This window comes from Chryseobacterium sp. Y16C (assembly GCF_022488405.1).
GTDB lineage: Bacteria > Bacteroidota > Bacteroidia > Flavobacteriales > Weeksellaceae > Chryseobacterium > Chryseobacterium geocarposphaerae.
The window spans coordinates 2,499,724-2,525,236 of sequence record NZ_CP092711.1 but is presented as its reverse complement, the minus strand read 5'-3'; the positions used below and the strand labels follow the sequence as shown (position 1 = coordinate 2,525,236).

Below are 25,513 nucleotides of genomic sequence, written 5' to 3'. Positions count from 1 at the left end.
ATATTTTATGAATGATTTATATATAAAAAACAGCTTCCGAAGAAGCTGTTTGTATATGGTTTAGAGGAGTAATAATTATTATCTGTTTTTTACCAATATCCATCCCGAGTAAGAAACCGGTAATTTAGTATCCGGCTCAGTCCATTTTAAAATATACCAATAAGTTCCCGTAGGAAGTGTTCTTCCTCCTGATTTTCCATCCCAGATATAATTGTTGTCAGATGATTTGTAAACAAGAGCCCCGTATCTGTCTACTACTTCAATGGAAACGTTTTGTTTAATTCTCAGATCTGAATAATTTAATACATCATTATGGCCGTCTCCGTTGGGAGTAATAGCGTTGATGAGATTTACAATTAGGAAGTCTTTTGTTGTCGGCTGACATCCGTCTTTTCCAAGTACATAAACCTTATGTGGGCCTCTTGATAACCCGGTGAAAACATTGGAGGTTTGATAATCAATTCCATTTAAAGAATACTGATATGGAGGAGTTCCTCCGGTAACATAAATAGTAGCTGTAGAACCTGAAGTTTCAATTCTTGTGATAGTCGGAGCCTGTGCTGCTGTTACATTCACGGTTTGACGATAGACACAACCATTAAATCCTAAGTCTACATAGTAAGTACCCGTTCCGACTGTAATGCTTTGCGTGGTAGCACCTGTGCTCCAAAGATATGATGTAAATCCGGCTCCGGCATTAAGTGTTGCTTTTTCATTTGAACAAATAACCTGATCACTTAGCGTACCAGATTTTTTTGGTGACTTTAATTTAATATTTAAAACTGCTGTATTCGGACATTCTGTAGGACTTTGGAACCTGATATAGAATGTATTTGCAGAAGTGATGATCTGTGAAACAGGTAGGGCATTACTACCATTTTGTGCATCAGCTAAAGTAGAATGAAACGTTAAAGTTACTGATGGATCTGCTGTAAATTGATTTTTATAATCATTTAAATTGGCGGTTTCGGAGCCGTCAAGGTTGTTGTCACAAATATCTACACTGATATTGTTATTAAGTAAGGTAAGTCTGTTGCCAATTTTAAAATTAATTTGACCAAAAGCCGTCGAACATGTACCTGTAGTTGCATCTACTCTTACATAAACGGTGGTGTTGGTAGTATAGGTCCAGTTTGCGGGTAATGTATTTGCGTTTCCTGCATTGGCATCTGCCTGAACCAAATAATATCTTACAGTAAAGTTTGTGGAGTTACTAACGATCTGTGGTGTGATATTCGCAAAATTTACATTGATGATTCCATCAAAATTATCATCACATAATGTGGCATTGAAATTAGCCGTATTAATATTAGGAGATGGATTGGTAGTTAAGGTAATCTGTGCCACCTTTGAACATCCATACTGTGAAGTAACATTAGCATATACTGTTCCGGCAGGTCCTGTGTAGGTTGCTGGAGTTGTAATTTGTCCTGTTAAGTTGGCGTTGGTGAAATAAGTGACAGTAATCCCTGGATCAGAAGATACATTGGCTGTAGTAAGGTTGAAAGTTCCGTTTCCGTTTGCATCTGCACAAGAAGATAACGAAGCATTATTTACCTGTAGCACATTGGTATTGATAATGATTTTAAAATATTCAAAATCTGCAGGGTTCCCGTTTCCTTGTATATAATAAATAAAAGTATCTGTTGTATTTACTGTTAATCCTGCATTGGGAGTGTAAGTGATTTGACCTGTCGTAGGATTCACAGTTGCTGTTCCTGAAGCGGGAGCGGAAATAATTGCCGTATTAGCAGGAACTATACTTTGTGTAGAGTTCGTAAACGCAGGAATGATGGTTTTCGTATTACAAGATCCAATATTGTATGTTGTCGTTGTAATTGGTGGACAAAGTGTATAATTATATGCAGTGGTCAGCTTAGATTCGCAATTGGTTTTGGTAACTAAACAAGTGTAGCTTCCGGCTCCATATAATTCAGGATTGATAGAATAAGAAGTTGCTCCGGGAATAATATTACCATTAAGATACCATTGATAGCTGTCATAAGTGTTGTCAACCTGTAATAAGACTCCTAAATAACAATCTCCTGTTTTAGAAATTACCGGCACTGATGAAAAACCTGCAAAATATCCTCCGTATCCTACAGCCCCACTTCCGGAAGCAATTCCAGCAGTTACGGATTTTGTGGAACTTACAGTAACCGTTCCTGATACATTCGGAATGGAGTAGGTTACCCAGTTCGGGTTTCCTGTTACAGGGTAAGGCCCGTTTGCAGCAGCGATCGGGTTGTTGTTAAATGTTACCGTTGCTCCCGTTTGGGTAATGATATTAAGTTTTGTGTTGTACGTTTGTGCGCCAATTTGGTTGATAAATCCAATTTCGTCAACTTTATTAGGCATGAAACAGCTTAAAGGAGGGATAAAATTCATTCCGCCGGTTGCATATTCATTGACGGACGAGCTTCCTGTAATCCCTGCTAATAATTGATAAACATACACATTTTTGGTCGTGGAAATTCCCATATTATAATTTCCGTTACCTTGATTGATGTAATTACTGCTAGGAACCATAAAGTATTGTCCTGCATTCAGTGTAATTCCTGTGCTTGCACCATTCAGCGAGATTTGGGTATTGTCTTCAGTGGCAATCAAAAGAGCGGTTTCCATTTGGTAAGTGATATTTCCATTGCCTTTTACCAATACGAAATCTTTTCCTAATCTGTCAACCGGAACTGCCTGATCCATAAGAACATCATTGTTGGTGAAATTCTGGTTCGTATATATTCCGTTGAAATTTCCATTGGTAACGGAAATAGGTTTTGTAGATTCTATTTTTGCTCCTACAAGACCAGCTAAATTATATTGTGAGTCCGAACTTACCGCGTCTAAAATATAAGACTGTCCTTTGTTAAGAGTAAATGTTTTAGTAGCAGAGGAGCTGCCATCAGAAAAAATAACGTTCGGGTTGTATCCGGAAATCACGACAGATGTATTGTCTTCAGTGGCAGTAATTCCAATCGTAGAGTTTACATAGTTGGCTATACCTGTAATGGGTATTACTCCTGCATAAAATTTCGTTCCCAACCCGGCAAGACCTTTTGAAGTGATAATTTCAGCATGGTTTTGTAAAGAAAATCGATAATTGGCAAAGAATTTTTTTGTGCCTTTTACATACATTCCCATAGAATTGGGAGTAAATAGGAGGGCTTGATTGGTTGTAATTAAAAAATCGTTCGGAATACTTACCTGTACAGGGTTTCCTTTACTTACCTGTACGGTGGTAAAGAGCGTATTGTTATTAAAAACCTGTACCGGAAATGGAGTTGTTTCGTTTGTTGATAGATATAAGTAGCCGCTCAGTCCGCTTGAGCCTGCTTTTGAAGCCATTGGAGCAAACCAATGATCCGTATCAAGCTGAGCATTAAAGAATAAACAAAGAAATGTACAAATGGTTAATAGAAATTTTTTCATTTTTTTCAATAAGGGATGCAAATGTAAGTATTAAAAATCAATTTTTTACATAAAATTTTAACTATGATTGTCGGGATGGTTGATATTGTTAAATATTTAATGATTATTTAATAATCAATAAAATCCTGCAATTGTGGAATAAAAAATCCCGATGAAAAATCACCGGGATTATATTTTAGATTGAAAGAATAAATTATAAACTTACTCTTCTGAATCCTGTTACTTTTAGATCTCCGTTTACAGACTTTACATAGTCAGCAACTGAGATGCTTGGGTCTTTAATGAAAGATTGGTGTACCAAAGTATTGTCTTTGTAGAATCTTTGCATTTTACCTTTAAGGATGTTTTCGATAATGTTTTCAGGCTTACCTTCTTTTGTTAGAAGTTCTCTTTCGATTTCTAATTCCTTATCGATAGTTTCCTGAGAAACCATAGTTTCGTCAAGAGCAATTGGGTTCATTGCAGCAGCCTGCATAGAAACAGCTTTAGCAGCTTCATCAGCCCCGTCTACTTTAGCAGAAAGAGAAGTGATGGCAGCGATTTTGTTTCCAGCGTGGATATAAGCTCCTAAGAAAGGACCTTCGATTCTTTCAAATGCACCGATCTCGATTTTTTCACCGATAACTCCTGTTTGCTCGATTAATTTCTCAGCAACAGTAATTCCGTGGAAATCTGTAGCCAATAATTCTTCTTTAGTTGCAGCAGTGATAGCCATTTCAGCTAATTCATAAGCTAGCTCGATGAAAGCTTCATTTTTAGCAACGAAGTCAGTTTCGCAGTTCAAAGAAATGATTGCACCTAAAGTGTTATCTTCATTTACTCTTGCGATTACAGCACCTTCAGTAGATTCTCTGTCAGCTCTGTTAGCAGCAACTTTTTGTCCTTTTTTTCTAAGGATATCTACCGCTTTTTCGAAGTCTCCTTCAGCTTCAACTAGAGCTTTCTTGCAGTCCATCATACCTGCACCTGTTTGGTTTCTTAATTTTGCTACGTCTGCAGCAGCTGGTGTATAAGACATAATATCTATTATTTTTTTATTTAAAGATTCGTATTAAATTTTAGTTTATTTTTGAGCAGTGCAAAGATAATGATTTTAATGATAAACTAAAAAATGACTTTTCACGTTATTTAGTTATTTAATAATTTTTTAAATATTTGGTTAATGAAAAAAATATTTCTTCTTATATTATTATGCGTTTTTTCTTTAGGGTTTTCTCAAAAAAAGAAAGCAAAAACTAAAACAAAGGCTGTTGTTGAAAAAGAAACGGCTATTATCTATACTGAAGCCGATGCTGAAAATAGCAGTGAAGCCAGGGTAATTGCCGGATTTTTGAAACAGAATCCTAATCATCCTAAAACAGACCATTTCAAGAGAAAACTAATGGATATTATTATGGCGACGCCTTCTCCTGCCGAATCTAAACCTATGATGGCATCTGTAGGAAAAGAAAAAGTCGCTCCTAAAGCGGATGTTAATAAATCGTTAGCATCAAATACTAGTCTTAAATCTGCAGCTCCGGCAAGAACGGTAAATTATGCAAGCGTAGGCGGGACGAGTAAAAAATCTGAACCTGATGAACACGGAAAGAAAACTGCGGCTTTACTGACACATCTTTTTAATAATGACATTAGCGATAAAGAAGCGTATGTGAATGTTAAAAATAAATCAAAATGTAATATGGAGATGAAAATAAGCGGTAAGAAAAATTATAGTTTAACTATTCCTGCAAGAAGTGAAAATTATGTTATGGTAGATAAAGGAGATTATCAGCTGTCTACTAAAGTGTGTGACTCACCATATACTACTGCAAAGAAAATAGATAAAGATATTGAGATCGCTCTAAATATAGGGGAATAAAAGAATAAGAAGGAATAAAATCGTAAATAAAAAAGGTTAAGAAAATTTTTCTTAACCTTTTTATATTTTTAACCTTTGAATTGCCCCATTGCAATGAATTTATCCTGTCTTTGGGTTTCAAGTTCCTGTCCTGTGAATTTTGAAAACGCTTTGATATTCTGTAAAATTGAGTTTTTCAAATTCAGAAAAGTTGTTTCCGAATCATAATGTGCTCCTCCAAGTGGTTCTTCAATGATTCCATCAATGAATTTTTCTCTTAAAGCATCTTTTGGAGTAAGATTCAGCGCATTGGCAGCATCTTCTTTATGGTCCCAGTTTCTCCAAAGAATTGAAGAACAGCTTTCCGGTGCAATTACCGTATACCACGTGTTTTCCAACATGTATACCTTGTTTCCGACACCAATTCCTAATGCTCCACCACTGGCTCCTTCTCCGATAATATAAGTAAAGATCGGGGTTTTAAGCTGAACCATTTCAAAAATGTTTCTGGCAATTGCCTCTCCCTGTCCTCTTTCTTCTGCTTCCAATCCTGGGTAAGCTCCCGGTGTGTCTACTAAAGTTACTACAGGAATCTGGAATTTTTCAGCAAGCTTCATCAGTCTCAAAGCTTTTCTATATCCTTCAGGATTGGGCATTCCAAATCTTCTGTATTGTCTTTCTTTAGTTGTTCTCCCTTTTTGAGTTCCAATAATCATTACTCTTTGGCCGTCAAGAGTGATTAAGCCTCCTACCATTGCAGGATCATCAGCAAAATTTCTGTCACCGTGAAGTTCTAAAAAACTGCCTTTGTCTGCCATTCCATTGATATAGTCTAAAGCATAAGGACGATCCGGATGACGGGAGAGTTGTACTCTTTGCCAAGGAGTCAGATTTCCATAGATTTCTTTTTTCTTTTCTAAAATCTTATCCTCAATTTGGCTGCATGCTAATTTTACATCAACACCACTTTCTTCTCCTACTAAAGAACAAGTTTGATATTGATCCATTAATTCTTTTATAGGAAGTTCGAAACTTAAATATTCCATTTCTTGAAGTAAATTAAATCTTTCAAATGTATGAAAAATATGGTAATTTTATTTAAAATTATTTATAGCATTGCTTATTCTGGAGATAGTTTCCTCTTTTCCAAGAAGTTCCATGATGTCCGGAACATCAGGTCCTTTCAGTTCTCCTACTAACGCTAAACGTAAAGGCATCATCACTTTACCCATCCCCAATCCTTTGTTTTCAGCGAAGTCATGAACAATCTGTTTCAGGTTTTCAGTATTAAAGTCCGCTCCCTCCAAATTTGTGGACAATTCCCCTAAAATTGCGGAAGTTTCATCATTCCATGCTTTTTTTGAAGCTTTTTCATCATAAGACGTTGGAGCTTCGAAGAAGAACTTCCCGTTTTCATAAATGTCTTTAGGGAAAGTTGCTCTTTCTTTCATCAGGTGGATTACTTTTAATAATTTCTCATCAGAAAGAGTAAGGTTTAAATCTGAATTTTTAAGAATATTCAATAAATCTTCGTCAGATGTTTTCTGAATATACTGGTGATTGAACCATTCTGCTTTTTCTTTACTGAACCTTGCTCCGGCTTTGTGAACTTTATTTAAATCAAATTCTTTTGCCATTTCATCCAGGGATAAAATTTCTTTATCATCTGCAGGAGACCAGCCCAATAAAGCAACCATATTAATAAACGCTTCCGGAAGATATCCGCTTTCTTTGTATCCTTTAGAAACATTTCCAGTAACAGGATCCGTGAAGTTCAGCGGGAAAACCGGGAACCCGAATTTGTCGCCGTCTCTTTTGCTTAATTTTCCTTTTCCTTCTGGTTTTAAAATTAATGAAAGATGAGCAAACTGAGGTGCTTTCCATCCCATTGCTTCATATAATAAAGTATGTAAGCCTAAAGAAGGCAGCCATTCTTCACCACGGATGACGTGAGAAATTTCCATTTCGTGATCATCGATAATGTTGGCAAAATGGTAAGTCGGCATTCCGTCGTTTTTTACCAAAACTTTATCATCTAAAGTATTTGTATTAACAGACGATTTTCCGCGGATGATGTCTTCTAGATTTAAAGTTCTGTCAACAGGCATTTTAAATCTTACCACATACGGTGTTTTTTCATCCAGTAATTTCTGAACTTCTTCTTCAGAAAGAGCAAGGCTGTTTCTCAATCGGTTTCTTGTTTTATTATCGTAAGAGAAAACATCACCTCTTGCTTCATATTCTGCACGGATGGCATCCAGTTCTTCAGCAGTATCAAAAGCGATGTACGCATAATCTGTTTTTAAGATCTGCTCTGTATATCTGTCATAAATATCTCTTCTTTCAGATTGTCTGTATGGAGCAAATTTTCCCCCTTTTTTAGGACTTTCATCAGCAATGATTCCGCACCATTCAAGAGCTTCTTCTATATATTCTTCTGCTCCTTCTACGTATCTTGCGGTATCCGTATCTTCAATTCTTAATACAAATTCACCACCCTGATTTTTGGCAAAAAGATAATCATATAATGCGGTTCTTACGCCTCCCAAATGCAAAGGTCCTGTAGGACTTGGAGCAAAACGTACTCTTACTTTCTCCATTTCAATTAAAATTTTGGTGCAAATTTAAGAAAATGGAAGGGACTATATAAGGAATATGATAATTATAATGTAGAGAATTATTTAATTAATTGACTTAATAGTGTAAATAAGCAAAATTTAATGCCAATTTTAGCTTTGAAAAAGTATTTTGAGTACTTTCGCTAAAAATTTTTACAAAATATGAATTATGTTAGAAATTGGAGATAGAGCTTGGGAGAAATATTATCTCAGGTCAGCCCAATTATAACAAAGTATTTTTATTCCTCTTGGAGGAAAGCATAGAATGATGAATCTTTCAGATAGGCCTGTTGTTTTTATTACAAACAGGAACTTATTTCGGGGGATGATTTTGTGAGAATTGAAGACGACTACGATAGAAAATAATCTAAATGGAAAAGCTGTTATTATTCATAAAAACGTATAGGAATGATTTTGAATCATGTGTTAAATTGATTGATTCAATTCATCTGTTTAATAAGGATAACATCAAACTTCTGATTTCTGTAAATGATGAGGATCATACTTTCTTTAAGCAGAATTTACAGGCAGATCTTTTTGATATCATAAAAGACAGCGAGATTATTGATTATGAAAATAAAGATCCTTGGCAATATCAGCAAATTATCAAATCTCAACTCCACAGACTTAATATCACAGAAAACTATGTTTGTTTAGATTCTGATTCTTATTTTATCAAAGATTTTTACCTTTCAGATTTTATTCAGGATGATGTTCCTTATACGATCATTCATCAACAGAAAGAGATGTTTTCTTGGCTGAGCATCAATCGGAAACATTTTAAAGATGACCCTAAAAAGTATTTTGAAGATATAAGCGGAAGAATAATGGATAAAGTGGGGCGTAAAGGGATTTGTTATGACTATGGCCCTTCTCCGACAATATGGTCCAACAAAGTATGGAAAGATTTTCAGGAGAATTATTTAGATGCAAATAATATCAGTTATCCTGATCTGATCCATGAGTTTCCTAGTGAATTTACATGGTATGGAGAGTGGCTGTTGAAAAGCAGAGTTATACCTCTTTTCCCAAAAGAACCATTATTTAAGGTGTTCCATTATAAGAAACAGTTTCATGATTTTATAAAAGAAGGACATGCCAGAGAATCTATTAAAGAGAATTATCTTGGAGTTGTTCTTCAATCAAATTGGAACCGTGAACAGAAATGGTACCAGAAAAAAATCAAATTATAAATATAGAATAAAACTCTACGGAATTAATGAAAGTAATTTTAGATGCCGATGTTATTGCTGACTTCTATAAAGATAACCGTACCGGAATTTTTCGTGTAACCTACGAACTTTTTAAGGCACTGAGTGAAAATAATTCAATAGAAGCTTTTTATGCTCATCTGAGCCTGTTTAATTATGAAACGACCACTAATGAATTGAACAATTTTTTTGATGAGAATTCCATTAAAATTAGTGCGGCGAATCATAGGGGTAAAAGAAAATTTTTACCTCTCAGAAAAGAAAAGTTATTCAGGAAGCTATATAAAAAATTGGGAGTCTCCCATTTCGCAAATACAAATTTTAAAGTTTTTAAAGAAGCTGAAATTTTTCATTCTTTTTATTATCCTATTAATAAAGAAGTCAGAAAGTTTCCGAATTTAAAAAATGTGGTTACTATTCATGATCTGATTCCTATTCTGTTCCCCGAACTGCATTTTACATCTAGCTTCATTCAGGAAATTATTGCAAGTATACATAAAGACGATTATGTGGTTTGTGTATCTGAGAATACTAAAAAAGATCTGCTGAAATATGCTCCTCATTTGAACCCGAATCATGTTTTTGTCAATTTATTGGCGGCATCAAAATCACTGTTTTATGTTTGTGAAAATGCTGAAAAATTCAAGGGTATTAAAGAGAAATATCATTTACCGGATAAATATTTCCTTAGCGTAGGTACTTTAGAACCTCGGAAGAATGTGGATTTTGTTATTCGAAACTTTCTTGAGTTCGTCAGAGAAAACAAAATTGATGATCTAAGTCTGGTTCTTGTAGGGGCAAAAGGTTGGGACTATGATAAGATTTTTGAACAGTACAACAATGCCGATGAATTAAAAGATAAAATCATTATTACCGGAAGGGTTCCTGATGAGGATCTGGCAAGTTTGTACAGCCATGCGCATTCCTTTTATTATATGTCTTTGTATGAAGGTTTTGGCTTGCCACCTCTGGAAGCGATGCAGTGTGGTGTTGCAACGGTTACTTCCAATATTTCATCATTACCTGAAGTTGTGGGAGATGCAGGGATTATGCTCGATCCCAAAGATGGAGACTCACTTCGTAAAGTAATGCTGGAGCTGTATCAAAATGATTCTTTTAGACAAGAATACACCCGCAAAGGTTTGGAGCGCTCAAAATTATTTTCTTGGGAGAAAAGTGCAGATAACCTCATCAAAATTTATGAGAAAATTACCTGCTCCTAAGTTTATTTTAAAAGCTTACAGGCTTAATGTTTTTTGCCATAGCTCTAAAGATTTTTCTTCTGAGAAATTTTGTTTGAAAAATTCAGTGGCTTCATTTTTTAGTTTTAAATAATCTGAATCATTGTTAAGAATATGATTGATTATTTCTGCAAATTCTTTCTCATCATCACTTACCAAACAGCCGTTATTTTTTTTGTCTAAAAAACCATCAATCGCTTTTTCTGTTCCTACAACGGGTAATCCGAAAGATAATGCCTCTACAACTTTAATTTTGATGCCGGTTCCTTTCAGCATCGGGCAAATTGCTATTTTACTTGCATGATAATATGTTTTAAGATCATCTGCAAAAAGAAGCTTTTCAATATTGGGATGATCAGGAACATGTTTACAAATTCTTCCGATAATGCAAATCCTTATTTTTTCGGAAAGCAAGGGTAGAACTTTTTCAACAAACCATTGAATTGATAATACATTGAAAGGATTATCAGAACCCACGAAGATTAAATCATATTTTTTCTCTTGGCCCATATCATCAAAATTTTCCGGAAAACTTGGTGGGATATTAATCACTTTTTCACCCAGGAGACTTTTAAATATAAAATATTCATCCTGGGAAATGGTAATTACTTTATCATAGAACGAAAGATTGCTGATTTCCTCACCAAATTTTTTGCCTAAATCAATAGTTGCATTATTGTAAAATTCGTTTAAGGTAATCCAGTCGTGCGTGTCGATAATTGTTTTTGCTCCTTTTAAGTCCTGACCTCGGATAAGATCTGTCCAGTATTCATAATTAATTACAATATAATCATACTTTTCCTGAGCAAGAACTGTTCTGAAATTATCTTTTAAGAAATGAGTAAGGTATTGGTTAGGATTTTTTTTTCCATATTTCTTCAGAAACTTATATTTCCAATATTCAAAAGTTAGTTTTTTCTTCGGCGGGCTGGTTTTCAGAACAAAGATATTGTCAATGATTTCAGGAGCCATATTTTCAAAAGAATCTCCGAAACTTTTATAGTAATCCTCTACACCTACAAGATCGATGTTTAAACCCAATGACTTTAGCTGAATCAGATTAGTATAGCAGCGTAAAACATTTCCAGCACGCTTTGAAAATGGATTTTCAGGAAAAAAGAAAAGTAGCTTTTTATCGGAAAAGTTCATGATATTTATTATAATTTCAAATTACCTTTTGCTTTTGGTTTAATTTTAGAAAAACTTCTCTCTAAGGAATTTGTAATAAAATGCTTAATTTCGTTTTCCTAAAAAATAAAGGCACGACAAAATAATAAATTAAAAATGGGAATTAAAAGATTTTTTAAAAATAAAATAAAGGATCGAAATTTTATTAAAAATAAAAGAAAACTTAAGATTAATAATTTTGAAATAAAATTTTTTGAAAACTATTCTTTTAATTTCGAAATCGAGAAAAACCCCGAAGTTTCCATTGTAATTTTTTTCTCAGGCTCAATCAGGCAAACTTTAAACTGCCTTTATACATTGGAACAGTATGATAAAAATATTTCTAAAGAAATTATTATTATCAATAATGAAAGTCCGGAAAATACATTGCAGTTTTTAGACAGAATTCCCGGAATCGTAATTATTAATAGTGATAAAGATGCTGATCTTACGCAAAATATCAATAAAGGTGTAAAGTCTGCAAAAGGAGAGTACATTTATTTGTTGAACAGTAATGTTGAGATTCAGGAGTATTGTTTATCCAGTATATTAGATGTTTTTAAAACAAAAGAAAATGTCGGAGCGGTAGGCTCAAAAAATGTTTCGCCAAATAATACATTACAAGAAGCAGGATGCCTTATTTTTAAAAAATCTGGAATTGTCAATATTGGTAGAGCAGAAGCTATTGATGCTCCTCAATATGATTATTTGAGAAAAGTAGACTGCTGTTCTGGAAACAGTTTATTATTTAGCAGGATAAATACGGAAGGTAATCTTAATCTTCTGGATGAAGCTTTTGTATCTGTTGATTCCGGAGTTGCAGATTTGTGTCTTAGGCTGAAAAATGAGCAAAAACTAGATACTTATTATCAACCTCTTTCAGAAATTGTTCATTTTGAAAATATTCCTAATAAAGAAAAAGAATTTTTTATAAAAGACAGGAGCGCTTTTCTGGAAAAATGGGATAATTATTTTACCAATGAGGTATTTTTACCAGATGGAAAAATCAATTACAATACCCATTTCAAAAAGCCGAATTTCCTTTTTCTGGAAGAAAATATGCCAAAACCTGATCAGGATTCAGGGTCCAGAAGATTTTTGGAAATTGTGAAGATTCTCCAGAAAAATGGACACAGAATTATTTTGGCAGTAAAGCACTTTGAAGAATCCACTGACCGTCCTTATGTGAAATTTTTCAGGTCAATTGGAGTGCAGGTTTGTATGGATTATGTTACTCCAAAAGATAAAATTGTAAAAGTTGCAGATCAGATTGAAGAAGCGATCCATTACGTTGATATTATCTGGATTTTCCGCCCTATCGGTTTTGATCATTGGTACAGCCAGATCAAAAATAAAATTTCAGGAAAGAAAATTGTGTATGATATGGTTGATCTTCACTATCTTAGAATGGAAAGGGAGAACAGCTATATTGACCTGGTAACAAAAGAAAGAGAAAAAGAAATAAAATTCTTCAAAGAAAAAGAATATTTTGGAATGAACACTTCTGATGCGGTTCTTTCCATAAGTGACGAAGAAAAAAATACAGTTTCTAAAAACGGAGTAAAATCTGATAAAATTTTCACAGTAAGCAACATTCATAAACCTGTAAATGCTAATGCTGTAGACTTTTCAAAAAGAGAAGGGGTATTGTTCATCGGTGGATATAATCATTTACCAAATATTGATGCGGTTAAATTTTTACATGAGAGCATTATGCCTTTGGTTTGGAAAAAGAATGAAAATATTAAGGTATTTATTTTAGGCCCGGATTTCCCAGAAGATTTAAAACAAAAATACCATTCGGATAAATTCCAGATTTTGGGCTATCAGAAATCAGTTGATCACTGGTTTGAAAATGCAAGGGTTTTCGTAGCACCGCTTCGTTACGGAGCAGGGGTGAAAGGGAAAATCGGACAGGCATTGGAGTTTAAGTTACCGGTAGTTACTACAGAAATAGGAGCAGAAGGTATGAGTCTGGAAGACCGGAAAACCGCTTTGATCTCCGATGAAAATCCACAGAATTTTGCAGATAAAATCCTGGAACTGTATAATGATGAACATCTTTGGAAAACTCTGCATGAAAACAGCTTACAGCCATTATCTAAATTCTCTATAGAAACTCAGGAGGAAAATATAAAGAAAATGTTGGAATATCTTGGCTTTAAAGGTTAGTTCTTATAAATCCTCTGATATTTTTTCGGTTTGAATAGCTTATACATAAGCTTTCTGTACCATTCATTATAATATTTGGCTTTATACTTTTTATTTTCACGGATAAGGCTCATAATTGAATGAAAATCGAGCCCATTCTGTTTGTAAAAAGTATAATGCTTTTTGTAAATTTCAAAAAAATTATCAGAAAGCTTTGAGCTGTTGTCAATGCTCGTGTTTGTCAAAGAATTGGTCGTGTTTCTGATCCTGTAAAAAAACAGAAATTCTTCAATCTTATAGACTTTTGCTCCTTTTTCAATTAAATAGATCCAGAAATCCCAGTCTTCGTAATAATTTAATTTTGTATCAAATCCGCCGACTTTTTCAAAATCTTCTTTATAAATAAGCGCTGTGATAGGAATGCAGTTTTCAATTAAAAAATCAAATGTATTAAATGGCTGAAGAACCCATTCTTTATCTGTTTTTTCAAAGAATTTACCTTTGGTGTAGCAGACTCTGATTTCAGGTTTGTTTTTAAGGATCTTATGGGTCTTTTCAAGAAAAGTTTTGTCGATGATATCATCACAGTCCAGAAAAAGAAGATATTTTCCCGAAGCATGCTTTACTCCGTTATTTCTTGCAGAAGACTGTCCCTGGTTTTCCTGATGGATGATTTTCAGATTTTTAAAAGCTTCATTGCTTTCAATCGAATTTAATAGAGTACGATCGGAGCCGTCATTTACGATTATAATTTCAAAATCCTGGTAAGTTTGATCATAAACACTCTTAAGCGTTTCATGAATATAGTCTTCACCTTTGTAATAAGGAATAATGACGGAAATTTTCTCGCTCATATCTTAAGAAGTTAGTGTTTTGAACCAGCTTTCAAAGTTATATTTATTTTTGATTTCCAAAGGAATTTCAAAGTAAGATGTTTCAATAAAATTATTAAGTTCACGCTCAGAATCTTCACCAATAATGAAGATATTTTCCTTTCTGTAAAAATCATAATTTTTCACATGTGGATTATCCGTGATAATCTTTTTTTCATATTTTAAGGCCTCAAAAAAACGGAACGAAAGTCCATTATGTTCCTTTAATTTTAAATCTAAAAGAGCTTTCGAACTTTTTACCCATTTGATATTTTCATCATAAGTTAGAAAATCATTAGTAAAAACAATTTCTCCGTCTTTCTCTCTTTTATCCCAACTAAAAAGAAGTATTTTCTGTGAAATTTTCTTCAGGCTTAAATTTTCTGAAATTTTCTTTAGAGCTTTAAAACGTTCTTCAACATAAGTCCCGATGTAGAAAACATCATTTTCAATCTTAGCCGAATCGTTTGTTTCTTCAAAAGTAAAAAAGAAATTGGTGAGGAAGAAAATGTTTTTTTGTTCATCAACGTCGTCTGGATCAAATACGAAAAATTTATCAAAGAACTTTAACTTGGGATAAATGTTAGGCGTTCTTTTGAGTCCATCCCAATGATTACCGATGAGTTTTTTAGTTTTCGTTCTAATGACACTTATGAATTCGTCCGAAAAAAACTCGGTAGTCATCATCAAAATTGTATCATATTCCGGAAGGTTTCTGGCTTTTTGAAGAAGCGTATTTTCTATAAATGAAGTTCTGAGTTTTTCTTTATATTTTTTATCACCTAGAAAAATTTTCCGGTAAAGATTAGTCAGTTTTTCCCCTAGATTCTTATATCTGAACTTTTCTTCAGAATATAACATGAAATCAACATTATCATAGTGCAGATCCTTTAAGTTTCTTTTGATAAGATCTGAAATTCCTGCATAGTTGTGCATAATGATAAGTATTCTGCTCATCGGTAAAAATATTTAAAAAAGAGAGAAAATAAGAAATGTTCAGATTTTAGGTTTTGTTCCAGGACCTGTCTTTCTTTTTGAACTGTTTCTACAAATCGCTTAACTTTCGGATCCGTGTTTTTCTCCAGAAAACTGCTGAATTTTCTTTCTTTATCATTGAGGGTTCTGAATTTTATTTTAAAATCCCTAAATGTTTTGGCTTTTTTATTATAGTCAAATCTATTGATCAGCTTTTCTTTGGAAGCCTCATTTTTCGGATAAGATATTCCTCCCACCTGTTGTTCATTGTGAATACGATAAGAGAAAAGTTTTTCGTTTAGAAATGCGAACTTTTTTTGTTCTGATGAGGTAAGTGCAATCCATTCATCATGGTGAAGTCCTTCAATATTGGGAAAAGGCAGAACTTGAGGTAAAATAGATTTTCTCAAAGCCATTGCTGCTCCTGTCGCAAAATTGCCGATTGTTGCAAAAATTTTAAAATAATCTATTTCTCGTTTATTTATGCATAAAAATTCCGGAACGTCCCAAACAGTATACAGATCCTGCTTTTGATTATTTTCATTAATGATGTGTCCGTTGGAACAAAGAACATCAATTTGCTTATTCAGCGTGAAAAATGTATTGAAAACCTCTACTTTATTCTTTTCCCAAACATCATCCTGATCGCTTAAGAAAATAATCTCCCCGGTACACAGAGAAACAGCTTTTTCAAAATTCTTTACACTTCGTAAATTCTTTTCATTAATGTAAATCCTGAATATTTCGGGGAATTTCTTTTGATAATCGCCTAAGATTCGGGATGTTTTATCTGTTGAACCATCATCGCATACAACAATTTCATCTACTTTAAGCGTTTGATTTAAAATAGAATCTATTTGCTGACGAAGAAATTTTTCGCCATTATAAGTACAGACTGCGACAGATATTTTTGTCATTTATTCAGATTAAAAACCGTATTTATCCAATGATCGAGTGTATATTTATAATAGATTTCCTGTGGAATACTTTGGTATTCTGTTTCAAAAAATGACTTTTCAATATTACTGCAATCATCATTCAGAATTAATATATTATTAGGATTATAAAAATCGTAATTTTTTATGGTAATATTATCTGTAATGAATTTTTTTTCCAGTGCCATTGCCTCAAAAATACGGAAGCTTAACCCCATTTGATTATTTCGTTGAAGATCAAGAATCGCTTTTGTATTTTTATAAAGCTTAGGCAAAGATTGTTGGGGAATATTCTTGGTTCTGAATGTAATAATGTCAATATTCTTCTGATCAATTATCTGGGTAATTTTCTTTTTCCAGCTTTTTTTTCCGGCAACAATTGTCTTGAAACAGATATTGAGTTGGTTTATTTTGTTAATCAATACGTTTAGTCTTTGCAATCTATGGGTATCATACGATGTGATGTAGAAAAGATCAAGCTTAGGATGCTGCTTTTTTGCAGGACAGAATTCCAGATAATTATAGTTCGTGATTTTATGAAACCCAAAATTTGCTACATCCTCATCATCAAAAGAAAAAACGGTATCAAAAAAATGTAAAATATGTTCGGCCGGATTTCTAGACATACTGTCGTAGAGATAAGCAATATTTCTTTTTGCATATTTTCTGATCTCTTTATGAACCCTTTCTTCAATAGCTTCAGGATTAATGACAAGAATCTGATCCTGCTTTCCTATTTTATGCAAAGACTCTATAATGAAATTTTGTCTTTTTCCGTGCTTGAGATTTTTGCCTAAGAAAACTTTACTGAAGGTATTTTTTACTCTTGCTCCAAAATTTTTGTGAGTGAAAGCTCCAATGTTGATGTGGTATGCCTCAATGCCTTTTTCTTTGAGCTTATTAACGATATGCTCGTCATAATGCCAAAAATCAAAACTAATCAAACAAATTTTCATATCACAAAAATAAAGATTTTAAATTTTAAATTTATACTTTTGAGCCAAACCCTACTTTCTCAATGAAAAAAAATGTTCTGATAGATGTTGAACGATTAAAATATCCAAAATCTGGAATCGCAAACGTTTGTTTATCACTGATAAAAGGATTGGATCAAAAATTACCTGCGTTTAACTATACATTTTACGGGCCAAAAGCGAATATTCCAACTACAAAATACAGATTTACTATTATAAACTGGAAATTTTGGCAAAAGAAAATTCCTGTATCCATCGCATCTTATGCACTTATTCATACAACGCATCAGCTTTCTGAATATTTTCATCAAATTAAAAAAGATCAGAAAAAAGTAGTGACATTGCATGATCTTAATTTTCTTCACGACAAAAGTTCTCAAAGGAAAATAGAAAAAAGCAGGCGTCTCGTACAAAAGAATATTGGTAATGCTAATGCTATCGTTTGTATTTCAGAATTTGTAAAAGATGATTTTATAAAGAATAATCATTTGTTTCAACTAAAAGACAATGTAAAAATAGAGGTAGTTTATAATGGTCTAATGTTTCCGGAAAAAGAAAACTTTATACCCCCAAAAAACTATTCTTTTATTAATGAGAAGTTTATACTGAATATTGGAGTTCTTTTTCCCAAAAAAAATCAGAATGTGTTATTGGATTTAATTTCTAAAAACGATAGACATCTGGTTCTGATAACAAGTTCTGCAAAATCAGAGTACAAAGAAAAATTTCTTGAAAAAATTAAAATACTGGGACTTACTGAACGGGTACACATTTTAGAAAATGTAGAGAATGAAGAGAAATATTTTCTACTTCAGCATTGCGAATCCTATTGTCACCCTTCATTGGCCGAAGGTTTTGGAATTCCTCCTGTTGAAGCTATGTATTTTAGAAAACCTGTTTTCCTTAGTAAATATACAAGCCTTCCTGAGATTGGTGGCGATTTAGCCTTTTACTTTGAAGATTTTTCTGCGGAAAATATGAGCAATGTCTATCTTGCTGGAATTTCAAAATTCAATGAAGATAAAGTTGTGTTTCAAACCAAACTAAGAGACAGAGCTTTAGAATTCAGCTATCTTAAAATGGCTGAATCGTATGAGAATATTTATAAAAAATTATTGGCCTAAAGTTTTAGTTTTCCTAGCCTAAGTTTCCATTTAAATGTAGTCATGCTGTCGCCGTATTTGATATCGATACGTTTGATTTCAAACTTATTCTTCCATGGATAAGACTCTATTTCGTTTCCGATTCTTAAGGCAGCAGTAATCCCCAATTCTTCAAGCATTTTAAAGAATGCTCTTTTTTTATTTTTTTCCCTCGGGAATTTTCCATAAGGGTATGCTAAGACATTAGAGAATTGGATAGAATTTCCCTTTAAAATTTCTATGTTCTTTTTAAGATCTTCTCGGGCTTCTTCAACAGGCATTTCAGAATAATTTCGATGGGCATGACTGTGAAGGGCGATTTCTATAAGTTTAGAATTTAAATCTCTGATTTCATCAAAACTCATAAAATTCTTTTCTGTAGATTTCATTCTACCTTGTATATATTCAGTGGGAATGAAAATAGTGGCTTTAAGCTGATATTTTTCCAAAAGAGGAATCAGATATTCAAGATTGTTGTAATACCCATCATCAAATGTCAGGATGATCTTGTTCGGAGTATTACTTTCTTTGTGAAGATCCTTGAAAAATAGCGTATTGAAGTTGTTTTTTATATAAATAAGCTGTTCTTCCAGATTTTCTGTGGTTACAATGAGGTTATCTTGGGGAGCCAATTCCTTTGGCAATACCTGATGGTACATCAGAATACGAACGGCTTTTTTCTTAGATAAACCTAATAATCCCTTTACAGCGTTTGTTAGCATGCTTTACCGAATTTAGAAATTTCGTGTAGTTTTTTATATTTTAAGAAAGTATAAAAAGCTGCGGTTGCTGCTGCATAATACCCAACCAGGCCATCTAAAAAACCTAATCGGATAATATAAGACTTGATAAATTGATATATCGGTTTGAAAATGATTTTAAGTGCATTTGATCTTTTCCCATTGGCATACATTTTCTCCGCCATCATCGAAGTATATTTGTTGGATTTTTCGATATGGTGATAAATATCCTTGTAAGTATAATGGTTTATTTTACCCTCTATTTTGCCTTTTTTTTCTGAAGTGATAAAACATTCGTGAACGATATCTTCAGAATATTTTCCAAAATTTCTTTTAAAGAGTCTTTCCCTTTTTGTATTTCCCCAACCGCCATATTTTAAGGCTTTTCCCAGGAATATATTATTAAAAGCTATTTCATAAACATTGAATGGAGGAGTTTCAGCTTCCACAATTTTTTTTATTGATTGCTGCGCCTGCTGGTCCGGAATTTCATCGGCATCTAAAAAAAGGATCCAGTCTCCACTACAAAGACTTATCGCGTAGTTTTTTTGTTTGCCAAATCCTTCAAATTTTTTCTGCACAAATTTTACTTTTGAAAACTTTTTACAGATTTCTACAGTATGGTCTGTCGAAAAACTGTCAACGACAATAATCTCGTCAGCAAGATCATGAATTGAGATGAGGTTCTTTTCAATAATCTGATCCTCATTGAATGTAATAAATGCTACGGATAGCTTCATACTGTATTGATGTTTAATACAAAAATACAGTTTATTTTGAGATCCGGAAATTTTATAAATGTAAGGCTTATATATATTCTTCTTTTAAATATTCATAGGTTTTAAAAGAGCTCAAAGCGCTTAGATAGGAGAGAATAATTCCCTTTCTGCCATCTAATATTCCCAGCTTTATAATGTACATTTTAAAAAAGTTAAAAATACTTTTTGTGATTTGCTTTATAAACATGTAAGGCACATTTTTCTCGCGCAGGTCTTTTGCTTTTAGCTGTGCATAATGTATCACCTTATGGTAATAAGCTTGATAAGAATCAAAAGAAAAATGTAAAAGGTAATTTTTAAGAGTTCCCGGATTGTTTATGTTTTGAAGCCCTTCGTGTACTCTTTTGTTTTCATCATAGTTGCCTACTGCTTTTTTGAAGAGGCGAATATTTTTATCATTTTGTGTCCCGGAATAATGTACAGGCTCACCCATGAAAAAGAATTTTCTTTTAAAATAATAAGCGTCTTTTGCTTTAGGATTTTGTATTTCCTGTAGAATTTCCGCCTTAAGAGCTGGAGTTACTCTTTCATCTGCATCCAGAAATAAGATCCATTCAAAATTAGCGTAGGAAAGACATAAATTTCTTTGTTTGGTAAAGTCTTCAAATTTATTTTGATAAAGTTTTACTTCAGGAAATTTAGTTTTAATAATATCGATTGTTTTATCTGTACTGTAAGAGTCTAAAACAATGATTTCATCTGCAAAATCAACGGATTTTAACGCTTCTTCTATATTTTTTTCTTCGTTAAAAGTAATAAGAAGTGCACTTATCTTCGGGTTCTTCATTTTCAACAACTAATTAGTATGTATTAGATAATAAAAGTTGTGAAAAGTTAATCAATCGTTTGTATGATTTTAGTAATAAAAAAATAACACTCTGATAATGAGTGCTATTTTTTTAAAAAATCTTCTTTTATTTGTTTTATTTTTGGAATTCCAGTACTGTTTTTTCAATAATCTTTACACATTCCAATAATTGTTCTTCTGTAATAACCAAAGGTGGTGCTAATCTGATGATATTTCCATGGGTTGGTTTAGCCAATAACCCGTTTTCTTTTAATTGTACACAAATGTTCCATGCTGTTGAGCTATCCGGAGTGTCATTGATTAAAATAGCGTTTAATAAACCTTTTCCTCTTACTTTGGTAATCAAATCTGTTTTTGTAATCAATTTTTCAATTTCAGCTCTGAAGAGTTGGCCTAGGTTTTCAGCTCTTTCAGATAATTTTTCTTCTTCAACAACATCTAAAGCAGCAACAGCAACAGCACACGCAATAGGATTTCCTCCGAATGTAGAACCGTGTTGTCCGGGCTTAATGACGTTCATGATTTCATTGTCTGCTAAAACTGCCGAAACCGGGTACATCCCGCCGGAAAGTGCTTTTCCTAGGATTAAAATATCTGGCTGTACGTTTTCATGATGACAAGCGATTAATTTTCCGGTTCTTGCAATTCCTGTCTGAACTTCATCAGCAATGAAGAGCACATTGTGTTTTTTACATAATTCAGACGCATTTTTCAGGAATCCATCATGAGGAACATAGACTCCTGCTTCGCCTTGAATAGGCTCCACCAGAAATGCTGCAATATTTTCAGATTCTTTACTTAAAACTTCTTCCAAAGCAGCAACATCATTGTACGGGATTTTAATAAATCCGGGAGTAAAAGGACCATAATTTTGATTCGCATCCGGATCGTTCGAGAAAGAGACAATAGTTGTTGTTCTTCCATGAAAATTATTTTCACAAACGATGATTTTTGCGGCATTTTCTGAAATACCTTTTACCTCATAGCTCCATTTTCTTGCTAATTTTACGGCAGTTTCTACCGCTTCAGCTCCGGAGTTCATAGGTAAAACCTTATCAAAACCAAATAGAGTAGTGATCTTTTTTTCGTATTCGCCTAATTTTGAATTGTAAAACGCTCTTGATGTTAAAGCAAGCTTTTTAGCTTGTTCTACCAAAGCCTCAACAATTTTAGGGTGAGAATGTCCTTGGTTTACAGCAGAGTATGCTGAAAGAAAGTCATAGTATTTTTTACCTTCCACATCCCAAACAAAAACACCTTCTCCTTTATCTAAAACAACGGGAAGCGGGTGATAGTTATGGGCTCCATATTGGTTTTCAAGGTCAATGAAATACTGTGAGTTTTTTACTGCTGTTGTTGACATATATTTTGGTTTTTGACAAAGTTAAATATTATAAATTATCTGGTTTTAGTAAAATAATTTTGAAATGAAACAAGATTCAGTGTAAGTATTAAGATTTATTTCCGAATGCAGGAAAATATTTGTTGAAGAATAATTGAGTTTTGGTTTTTATATCTTTTTTACTCCTGTAGTAAAAACGTAAAAAATCCGCCATCTTAAAGGCGGATTTTCTGACAAGTATAAATTAAAATTAAAAGGCTACTTGATTATCTGTAAGATATTGATCTATGTAAGATTTTAATTCAGCTTTCTTTACCGGATTTTTTACTAAATCATATATCGCTATTAATCCATTGTTGCCAAAATCTACTAATACTGAGTTTTCTTTTGTAGAGGTACTTTGCCAACTAGAATGATTAATTGAAGGAGTTATTTTTTCGAGATTGAAAATTCCTGCCATTGCTAAAGTTTTGTCGCCACCCCTTGTTTGGTAGTATAGTTTCTTTTCATAGTTCTTTGCTGCCTCTATGGCATCAATATCATTACTGTTGCCGGTTATATATTTTTTGACACCAATTCTTGCTGCGTTTTCACGATTAGCATTTGTTGTTTTTGCCTGAAAAATCATGTTCAATGCTGATCCAATATATACATCAACCGCCACATGAGTTCCGTAATCTTTAATAATTTGTCCGGGAGTTTTTTCATCAAGATCTTTAACGAAGTTTGCTGTTAAATAATTACTCAAAAGTTCCGGAGTAGCATTGAATCTAAATCTTTTTTGCTTTATAATTAAATTATAACTTCCATAGATATAGGCAGGATCATATTTTTTGTTATTTAAAATCGCAGAGGAAAAGGGGATTGTTTCCCCAAATACTTTAAGTTTTTCGGTTGCTGATACTCTACCTGAAATTGTTTTTGCAAAGGCTGCTGCATCTTCTCCGTAATCTTCTTTATATTCTTGAGAGAGTATATTTTCTTCCGAGAGGCGTTGGCTTTCCTCTGTCTTAAATTTGTCAATATCAATAATTGGTAGGGCTACTGAATTCTCACTTGCATATTCTCCCAATACATTATATCCATATCCTAAAGCATTATATGCTCCAAGCGGTTTAGAAGATTCATTATTTGGAAGTTTGATATGTTCCCAGGATTCGTTGTTTTCTTGATTAATAATGTCATCATTTGTTGCTGAGCATGATGTTGTCAAAGCCATAAGCATGACGCTGGAAGACAGAAAGAATAACTTTTTCATTATTTAAAATTTCATCTAAAATAGTATTAAATCATTTAATGGTGATATTTTTAACTATGATAAAAGTCATAAAAAAGGATCAAAAGGGTCGTTTATGATTTATTCAACCATTAAATTATAAATTTCTCCTAGTACGAAATATCAAACACTTTTTCCAGCTGCTTTTCGTTGATGGAGCCGGGCATTGCTTTTAGTAACGTATTACGAAGCCAAATTGCCAGGCTGTTTTCATAATGAGAAATTTTACCAATGGTTGAACTTGTGTTAACGATATAATGCGCTTTCTCCATGCGTAGCTTTTCGTATTGTGTAAAAACTTCATTCACGCTTTTTCCTTCACTAAAAAGCTTTCCTAGAAGATAGGCATCTTCAATTGCCTGACAGGCACCTTGTCCCATATTAGGGGTTGTTGCATGTGCTGCATCACCAATCAAACAAACACGATCTTTTTGCCATTGAAAAATTGGTTCCAAATCGATAATGTCACTGACAAATATTGTTTCTTTAGGCGTTTCGGAAATCATTCTTGCAACTTCTAGATTAAATTCAGTAAAAAGCTCTTCAAGCTTGTTCGGATTTTTAACCAGGTTCTCGTTAACCACAGCGTACCAATAAACCTTTTTGTCATTAATTCTCACAAAACCAAAACGTCTGCCTTTTCCCCAGGCTTCATAGGCTTGATGACTGTATTTCGTTGTCCAATCGAATTCGCTCACGCCACGCCAGCATTTTTGTTGGCTAGATCTTAGCTTTCCAATGTTTAGAATTTGATGCCGCACTACCGATTTAATTCCATCTGCACCAATAACAGCTTCTGTATTGACAATAGATCCATCTTCAAAAGTGAGTCGGTAGCCGCAGTTTCCTTGTTCGATTTTGGATAAACGTTTTGAAAGTTTAATATTTTCAAAACCAATTTTCTCGGCTAAAATCATTTGCAGATCGCCACGATGAATGGCGATATTATGTACCCCATATTTACGCTCGAATTTATTCAGTTGAACCTCCGATAAGGTTTTGAGCTGTGGATCAGTAATTTTAATAGTTGAAATTTTGTGACCTGCCTGTTCTATTTTTTGCCGGATGCCAAGTTTGTCAAAAACCTGCATTGCATTATTGGCCATGATAATTCCGGCACCGACAGGTTTTATTTCGGGTGCACTTTCATAAATGGTAACGTCCAGATTACTTTTTTGTAGGGCTAGAGCTGTTGTCAAACCGCCAATTCCGCCACCGATAATTGCTATTTTCATTTTGGGATTACATTTATAGTATGAGGCAAAATTAAAGATCATAAAAGCCAAAAACGTTCACTTAAGTTAATTTTGGAATTAGTAAATTCTTTTCCGAATTCTGCTCAGCGATTGTGGAGTAATTCCTAGGTAAGAAGAAATATATTTCTGCGGAATTTTGTTTAGAATTTCGGGTGACTTTTTCAAGAGATTGAGATAACGTTCTTCAGGTGTATAAAAGAACAACTCGTCCAGCCTTTGTTTTGCATCCAAAAAAGCCAAATCGGATATGTGCTTTGCTATTCCAAGCCAAAAAATATCTTTCTGAACTAAAGTTTCAATATCCTTTTTATCAAAATATAGAACTTCAGTTTTTAGGAGAGTTTGTATAACAGCCATTGATTTTTTTCCGGTAATATAGCTTGCATAATCGCCAATAACATCATTATTCACTTGCAAAAGATAGCTGATATCTTCGCCTTTTTCATTGATGTAATAAATCCGGACAGCTCCGTTCAAAATGAATCCCAAACGATCAAAGACTCCATTTTTAGGTTCTATCACTTTGCTTTTATCGTAATTCACAATGTAGCAGATTTCCAGAAATTCCGCTGCGCGTTCCATTGAAATTTGAAGTGTTTCTGCTAATTTCTCTTTTATTGTTGATGTCATCATTTGTATGTTAATTTTGATTGATACTACAACAAGCTTTATCTTTTATAACTGCAAAAATAACTTTTACTGGCTTATTAGAAGTGGACATAGTATAAAACTAAAGAAGGCGCCTTTTTAGACGCCTTCT

At 33.5% G+C, this 25,513-nt stretch carries 21 protein-coding genes; 5 read left to right on the top strand and 16 right to left on the bottom strand.

The features are described 5' to 3' along the window. Window positions 1-78: 78 nt before the first annotated feature. Both MKS83_RS11195 and tsf read right to left on the bottom strand, forming a co-directional pair. Entirely contained in the window at window positions 79-3,429 is a 3,351-nt protein-coding gene (locus MKS83_RS11195) for a T9SS type B sorting domain-containing protein (protein ID WP_240579771.1), read from the bottom strand. A gap of 193 nt (window positions 3,430-3,622) precedes the next feature. Then, a complete protein-coding gene (tsf, locus tag MKS83_RS11190) occupies window positions 3,623-4,447 on the bottom strand; it encodes a translation elongation factor Ts (protein ID WP_100376889.1) in 825 nt (274 codons plus the stop codon). 144 nt (window positions 4,448-4,591) lie between these two features. Here tsf and MKS83_RS11185 point away from each other — a divergent pair, with 144 nt between their 5' ends. After that, the gene (locus tag MKS83_RS11185; protein WP_240579770.1) at window positions 4,592-5,287 is read left to right on the top strand and encodes a DUF6759 domain-containing protein; all 696 of its coding nucleotides are present in this window, start codon (window positions 4,592-4,594) and stop codon (window positions 5,285-5,287) included. Between the two features lie 68 nt (window positions 5,288-5,355). Here MKS83_RS11185 and MKS83_RS11180 read toward each other — a convergent pair whose 3' ends face one another. Beyond that, window positions 5,356-6,312, bottom strand: coding sequence for an acetyl-CoA carboxylase carboxyltransferase subunit alpha (locus MKS83_RS11180; protein ID WP_100376887.1), 957 nt, complete (start codon window positions 6,310-6,312; stop codon window positions 5,356-5,358). Window positions 6,313-6,360: 48 nt separating this feature from the next. Beyond that, window positions 6,361-7,866 carry a glutamate--tRNA ligase gene (gene gltX, locus MKS83_RS11175; protein ID WP_240579769.1) on the bottom strand — a complete coding sequence of 502 codons (1,506 nt, stop codon included), beginning with the start codon at window positions 7,864-7,866 and terminating at the stop codon, window positions 6,361-6,363. A gap of 389 nt (window positions 7,867-8,255) precedes the next feature. On the opposite strand from gltX, the gene MKS83_RS11170 reads away from it, so the two are divergent. After that, window positions 8,256-9,077: a DUF6492 family protein gene (locus MKS83_RS11170; protein WP_240579768.1), complete on the top strand. Its 822-nt coding sequence runs from the start codon at window positions 8,256-8,258 to the stop codon at window positions 9,075-9,077. A 26-nt stretch (window positions 9,078-9,103) separates the two neighbouring features. After that, window positions 9,104-10,318: a glycosyltransferase family 4 protein gene (locus MKS83_RS11165; RefSeq protein WP_240579767.1), complete on the top strand. Its 1,215-nt coding sequence runs from the start codon at window positions 9,104-9,106 to the stop codon at window positions 10,316-10,318. Between the two features lie 15 nt (window positions 10,319-10,333). Here MKS83_RS11165 and MKS83_RS11160 read toward each other — a convergent pair whose 3' ends face one another. Next, window positions 10,334-11,485 carry a glycosyltransferase gene (locus MKS83_RS11160; protein ID WP_240579766.1) on the bottom strand — a complete coding sequence of 384 codons (1,152 nt, stop codon included), beginning with the start codon at window positions 11,483-11,485 and terminating at the stop codon, window positions 10,334-10,336. A 135-nt stretch (window positions 11,486-11,620) separates the two neighbouring features. Here MKS83_RS11160 and MKS83_RS11155 point away from each other — a divergent pair, with 135 nt between their 5' ends. After that, the gene (locus MKS83_RS11155; protein WP_240579765.1) at window positions 11,621-13,675 is read left to right on the top strand and encodes a glycosyltransferase; all 2,055 of its coding nucleotides are present in this window, start codon (window positions 11,621-11,623) and stop codon (window positions 13,673-13,675) included. Here the strand turns inward: MKS83_RS11155 and MKS83_RS11150 are convergent. Genes MKS83_RS11150 through MKS83_RS11135 form a run of 4 tightly spaced genes read right to left on the bottom strand, consistent with a single transcriptional unit; the run spans window position 13,672 to window position 17,392 of the window. Next, complete coding sequence (locus MKS83_RS11150) at window positions 13,672-14,508, bottom strand: glycosyltransferase family 2 protein (protein ID WP_240579764.1); 837 nt, start codon at window positions 14,506-14,508, stop codon at window positions 13,672-13,674. The two genes, MKS83_RS11155 and MKS83_RS11150, sit on opposite strands and share 4 nt — an antisense overlap. Before the next feature lie 3 nt (window positions 14,509-14,511). Further along, a complete protein-coding gene (locus MKS83_RS11145; RefSeq protein ID WP_240579763.1) occupies window positions 14,512-15,483 on the bottom strand; it encodes a hypothetical protein in 972 nt (323 codons plus the stop codon). Beyond that, window positions 15,480-16,418, bottom strand: a complete 939-nt coding sequence (locus MKS83_RS11140) for a glycosyltransferase family 2 protein (RefSeq protein WP_240579762.1) — start codon at window positions 16,416-16,418, stop codon at window positions 15,480-15,482. The genes MKS83_RS11145 and MKS83_RS11140 overlap by 4 nt, the downstream gene beginning before the upstream one ends. After that, window positions 16,415-17,392 (bottom strand): hypothetical protein, encoded by a 978-nt coding sequence (locus MKS83_RS11135; RefSeq protein WP_240579761.1) that lies wholly within the window; start codon window positions 17,390-17,392, stop codon window positions 16,415-16,417. The genes MKS83_RS11140 and MKS83_RS11135 overlap by 4 nt, the downstream gene beginning before the upstream one ends. A gap of 62 nt (window positions 17,393-17,454) precedes the next feature. Between MKS83_RS11135 and MKS83_RS11130 the strand changes: the two genes are divergently transcribed. Beyond that, window positions 17,455-18,534 (top strand): glycosyltransferase family 4 protein, encoded by a 1,080-nt coding sequence (locus MKS83_RS11130; RefSeq protein ID WP_240579760.1) that lies wholly within the window; start codon window positions 17,455-17,457, stop codon window positions 18,532-18,534. Here MKS83_RS11130 and MKS83_RS11125 read toward each other — a convergent pair. From MKS83_RS11125 to MKS83_RS11095, 7 genes are all read right to left on the bottom strand, one after another. Then, window positions 18,531-19,274 carry a polysaccharide deacetylase family protein gene (locus tag MKS83_RS11125; RefSeq protein ID WP_240579759.1) on the bottom strand — a complete coding sequence of 248 codons (744 nt, stop codon included), beginning with the start codon at window positions 19,272-19,274 and terminating at the stop codon, window positions 18,531-18,533. The two genes, MKS83_RS11130 and MKS83_RS11125, sit on opposite strands and share 4 nt — an antisense overlap. Continuing rightward, window positions 19,268-20,032, bottom strand: coding sequence for a glycosyltransferase family 2 protein (locus MKS83_RS11120; RefSeq protein ID WP_240579758.1), 765 nt, complete (start codon window positions 20,030-20,032; stop codon window positions 19,268-19,270). The genes MKS83_RS11125 and MKS83_RS11120 overlap by 7 nt, the downstream gene beginning before the upstream one ends. Before the next feature lie 67 nt (window positions 20,033-20,099). Next, a complete protein-coding gene (locus MKS83_RS11115; RefSeq protein ID WP_240579757.1) occupies window positions 20,100-20,858 on the bottom strand; it encodes a glycosyltransferase family 2 protein in 759 nt (252 codons plus the stop codon). 136 nt (window positions 20,859-20,994) lie between these two features. Continuing rightward, entirely contained in the window at window positions 20,995-22,242 is a 1,248-nt protein-coding gene (rocD, locus tag MKS83_RS11110) for an ornithine--oxo-acid transaminase (protein ID WP_240579756.1), read from the bottom strand. A gap of 229 nt (window positions 22,243-22,471) precedes the next feature. Continuing rightward, window positions 22,472-23,479, bottom strand: coding sequence for an MAC/perforin domain-containing protein (locus MKS83_RS11105; RefSeq protein ID WP_240579755.1), 1,008 nt, complete (start codon window positions 23,477-23,479; stop codon window positions 22,472-22,474). Window positions 23,480-23,607: 128 nt separating this feature from the next. Beyond that, on the bottom strand, window positions 23,608-24,732 hold the full coding sequence (locus MKS83_RS11100; protein ID WP_240579754.1) for an FAD-dependent monooxygenase: 1,125 nt from the start codon (window positions 24,730-24,732) through the stop codon (window positions 23,608-23,610). 78 nt (window positions 24,733-24,810) lie between these two features. Beyond that, window positions 24,811-25,386 (bottom strand): Crp/Fnr family transcriptional regulator, encoded by a 576-nt coding sequence (locus tag MKS83_RS11095; protein WP_240579753.1) that lies wholly within the window; start codon window positions 25,384-25,386, stop codon window positions 24,811-24,813. Between the last annotated feature and the right edge of the window lie 127 nt (window positions 25,387-25,513).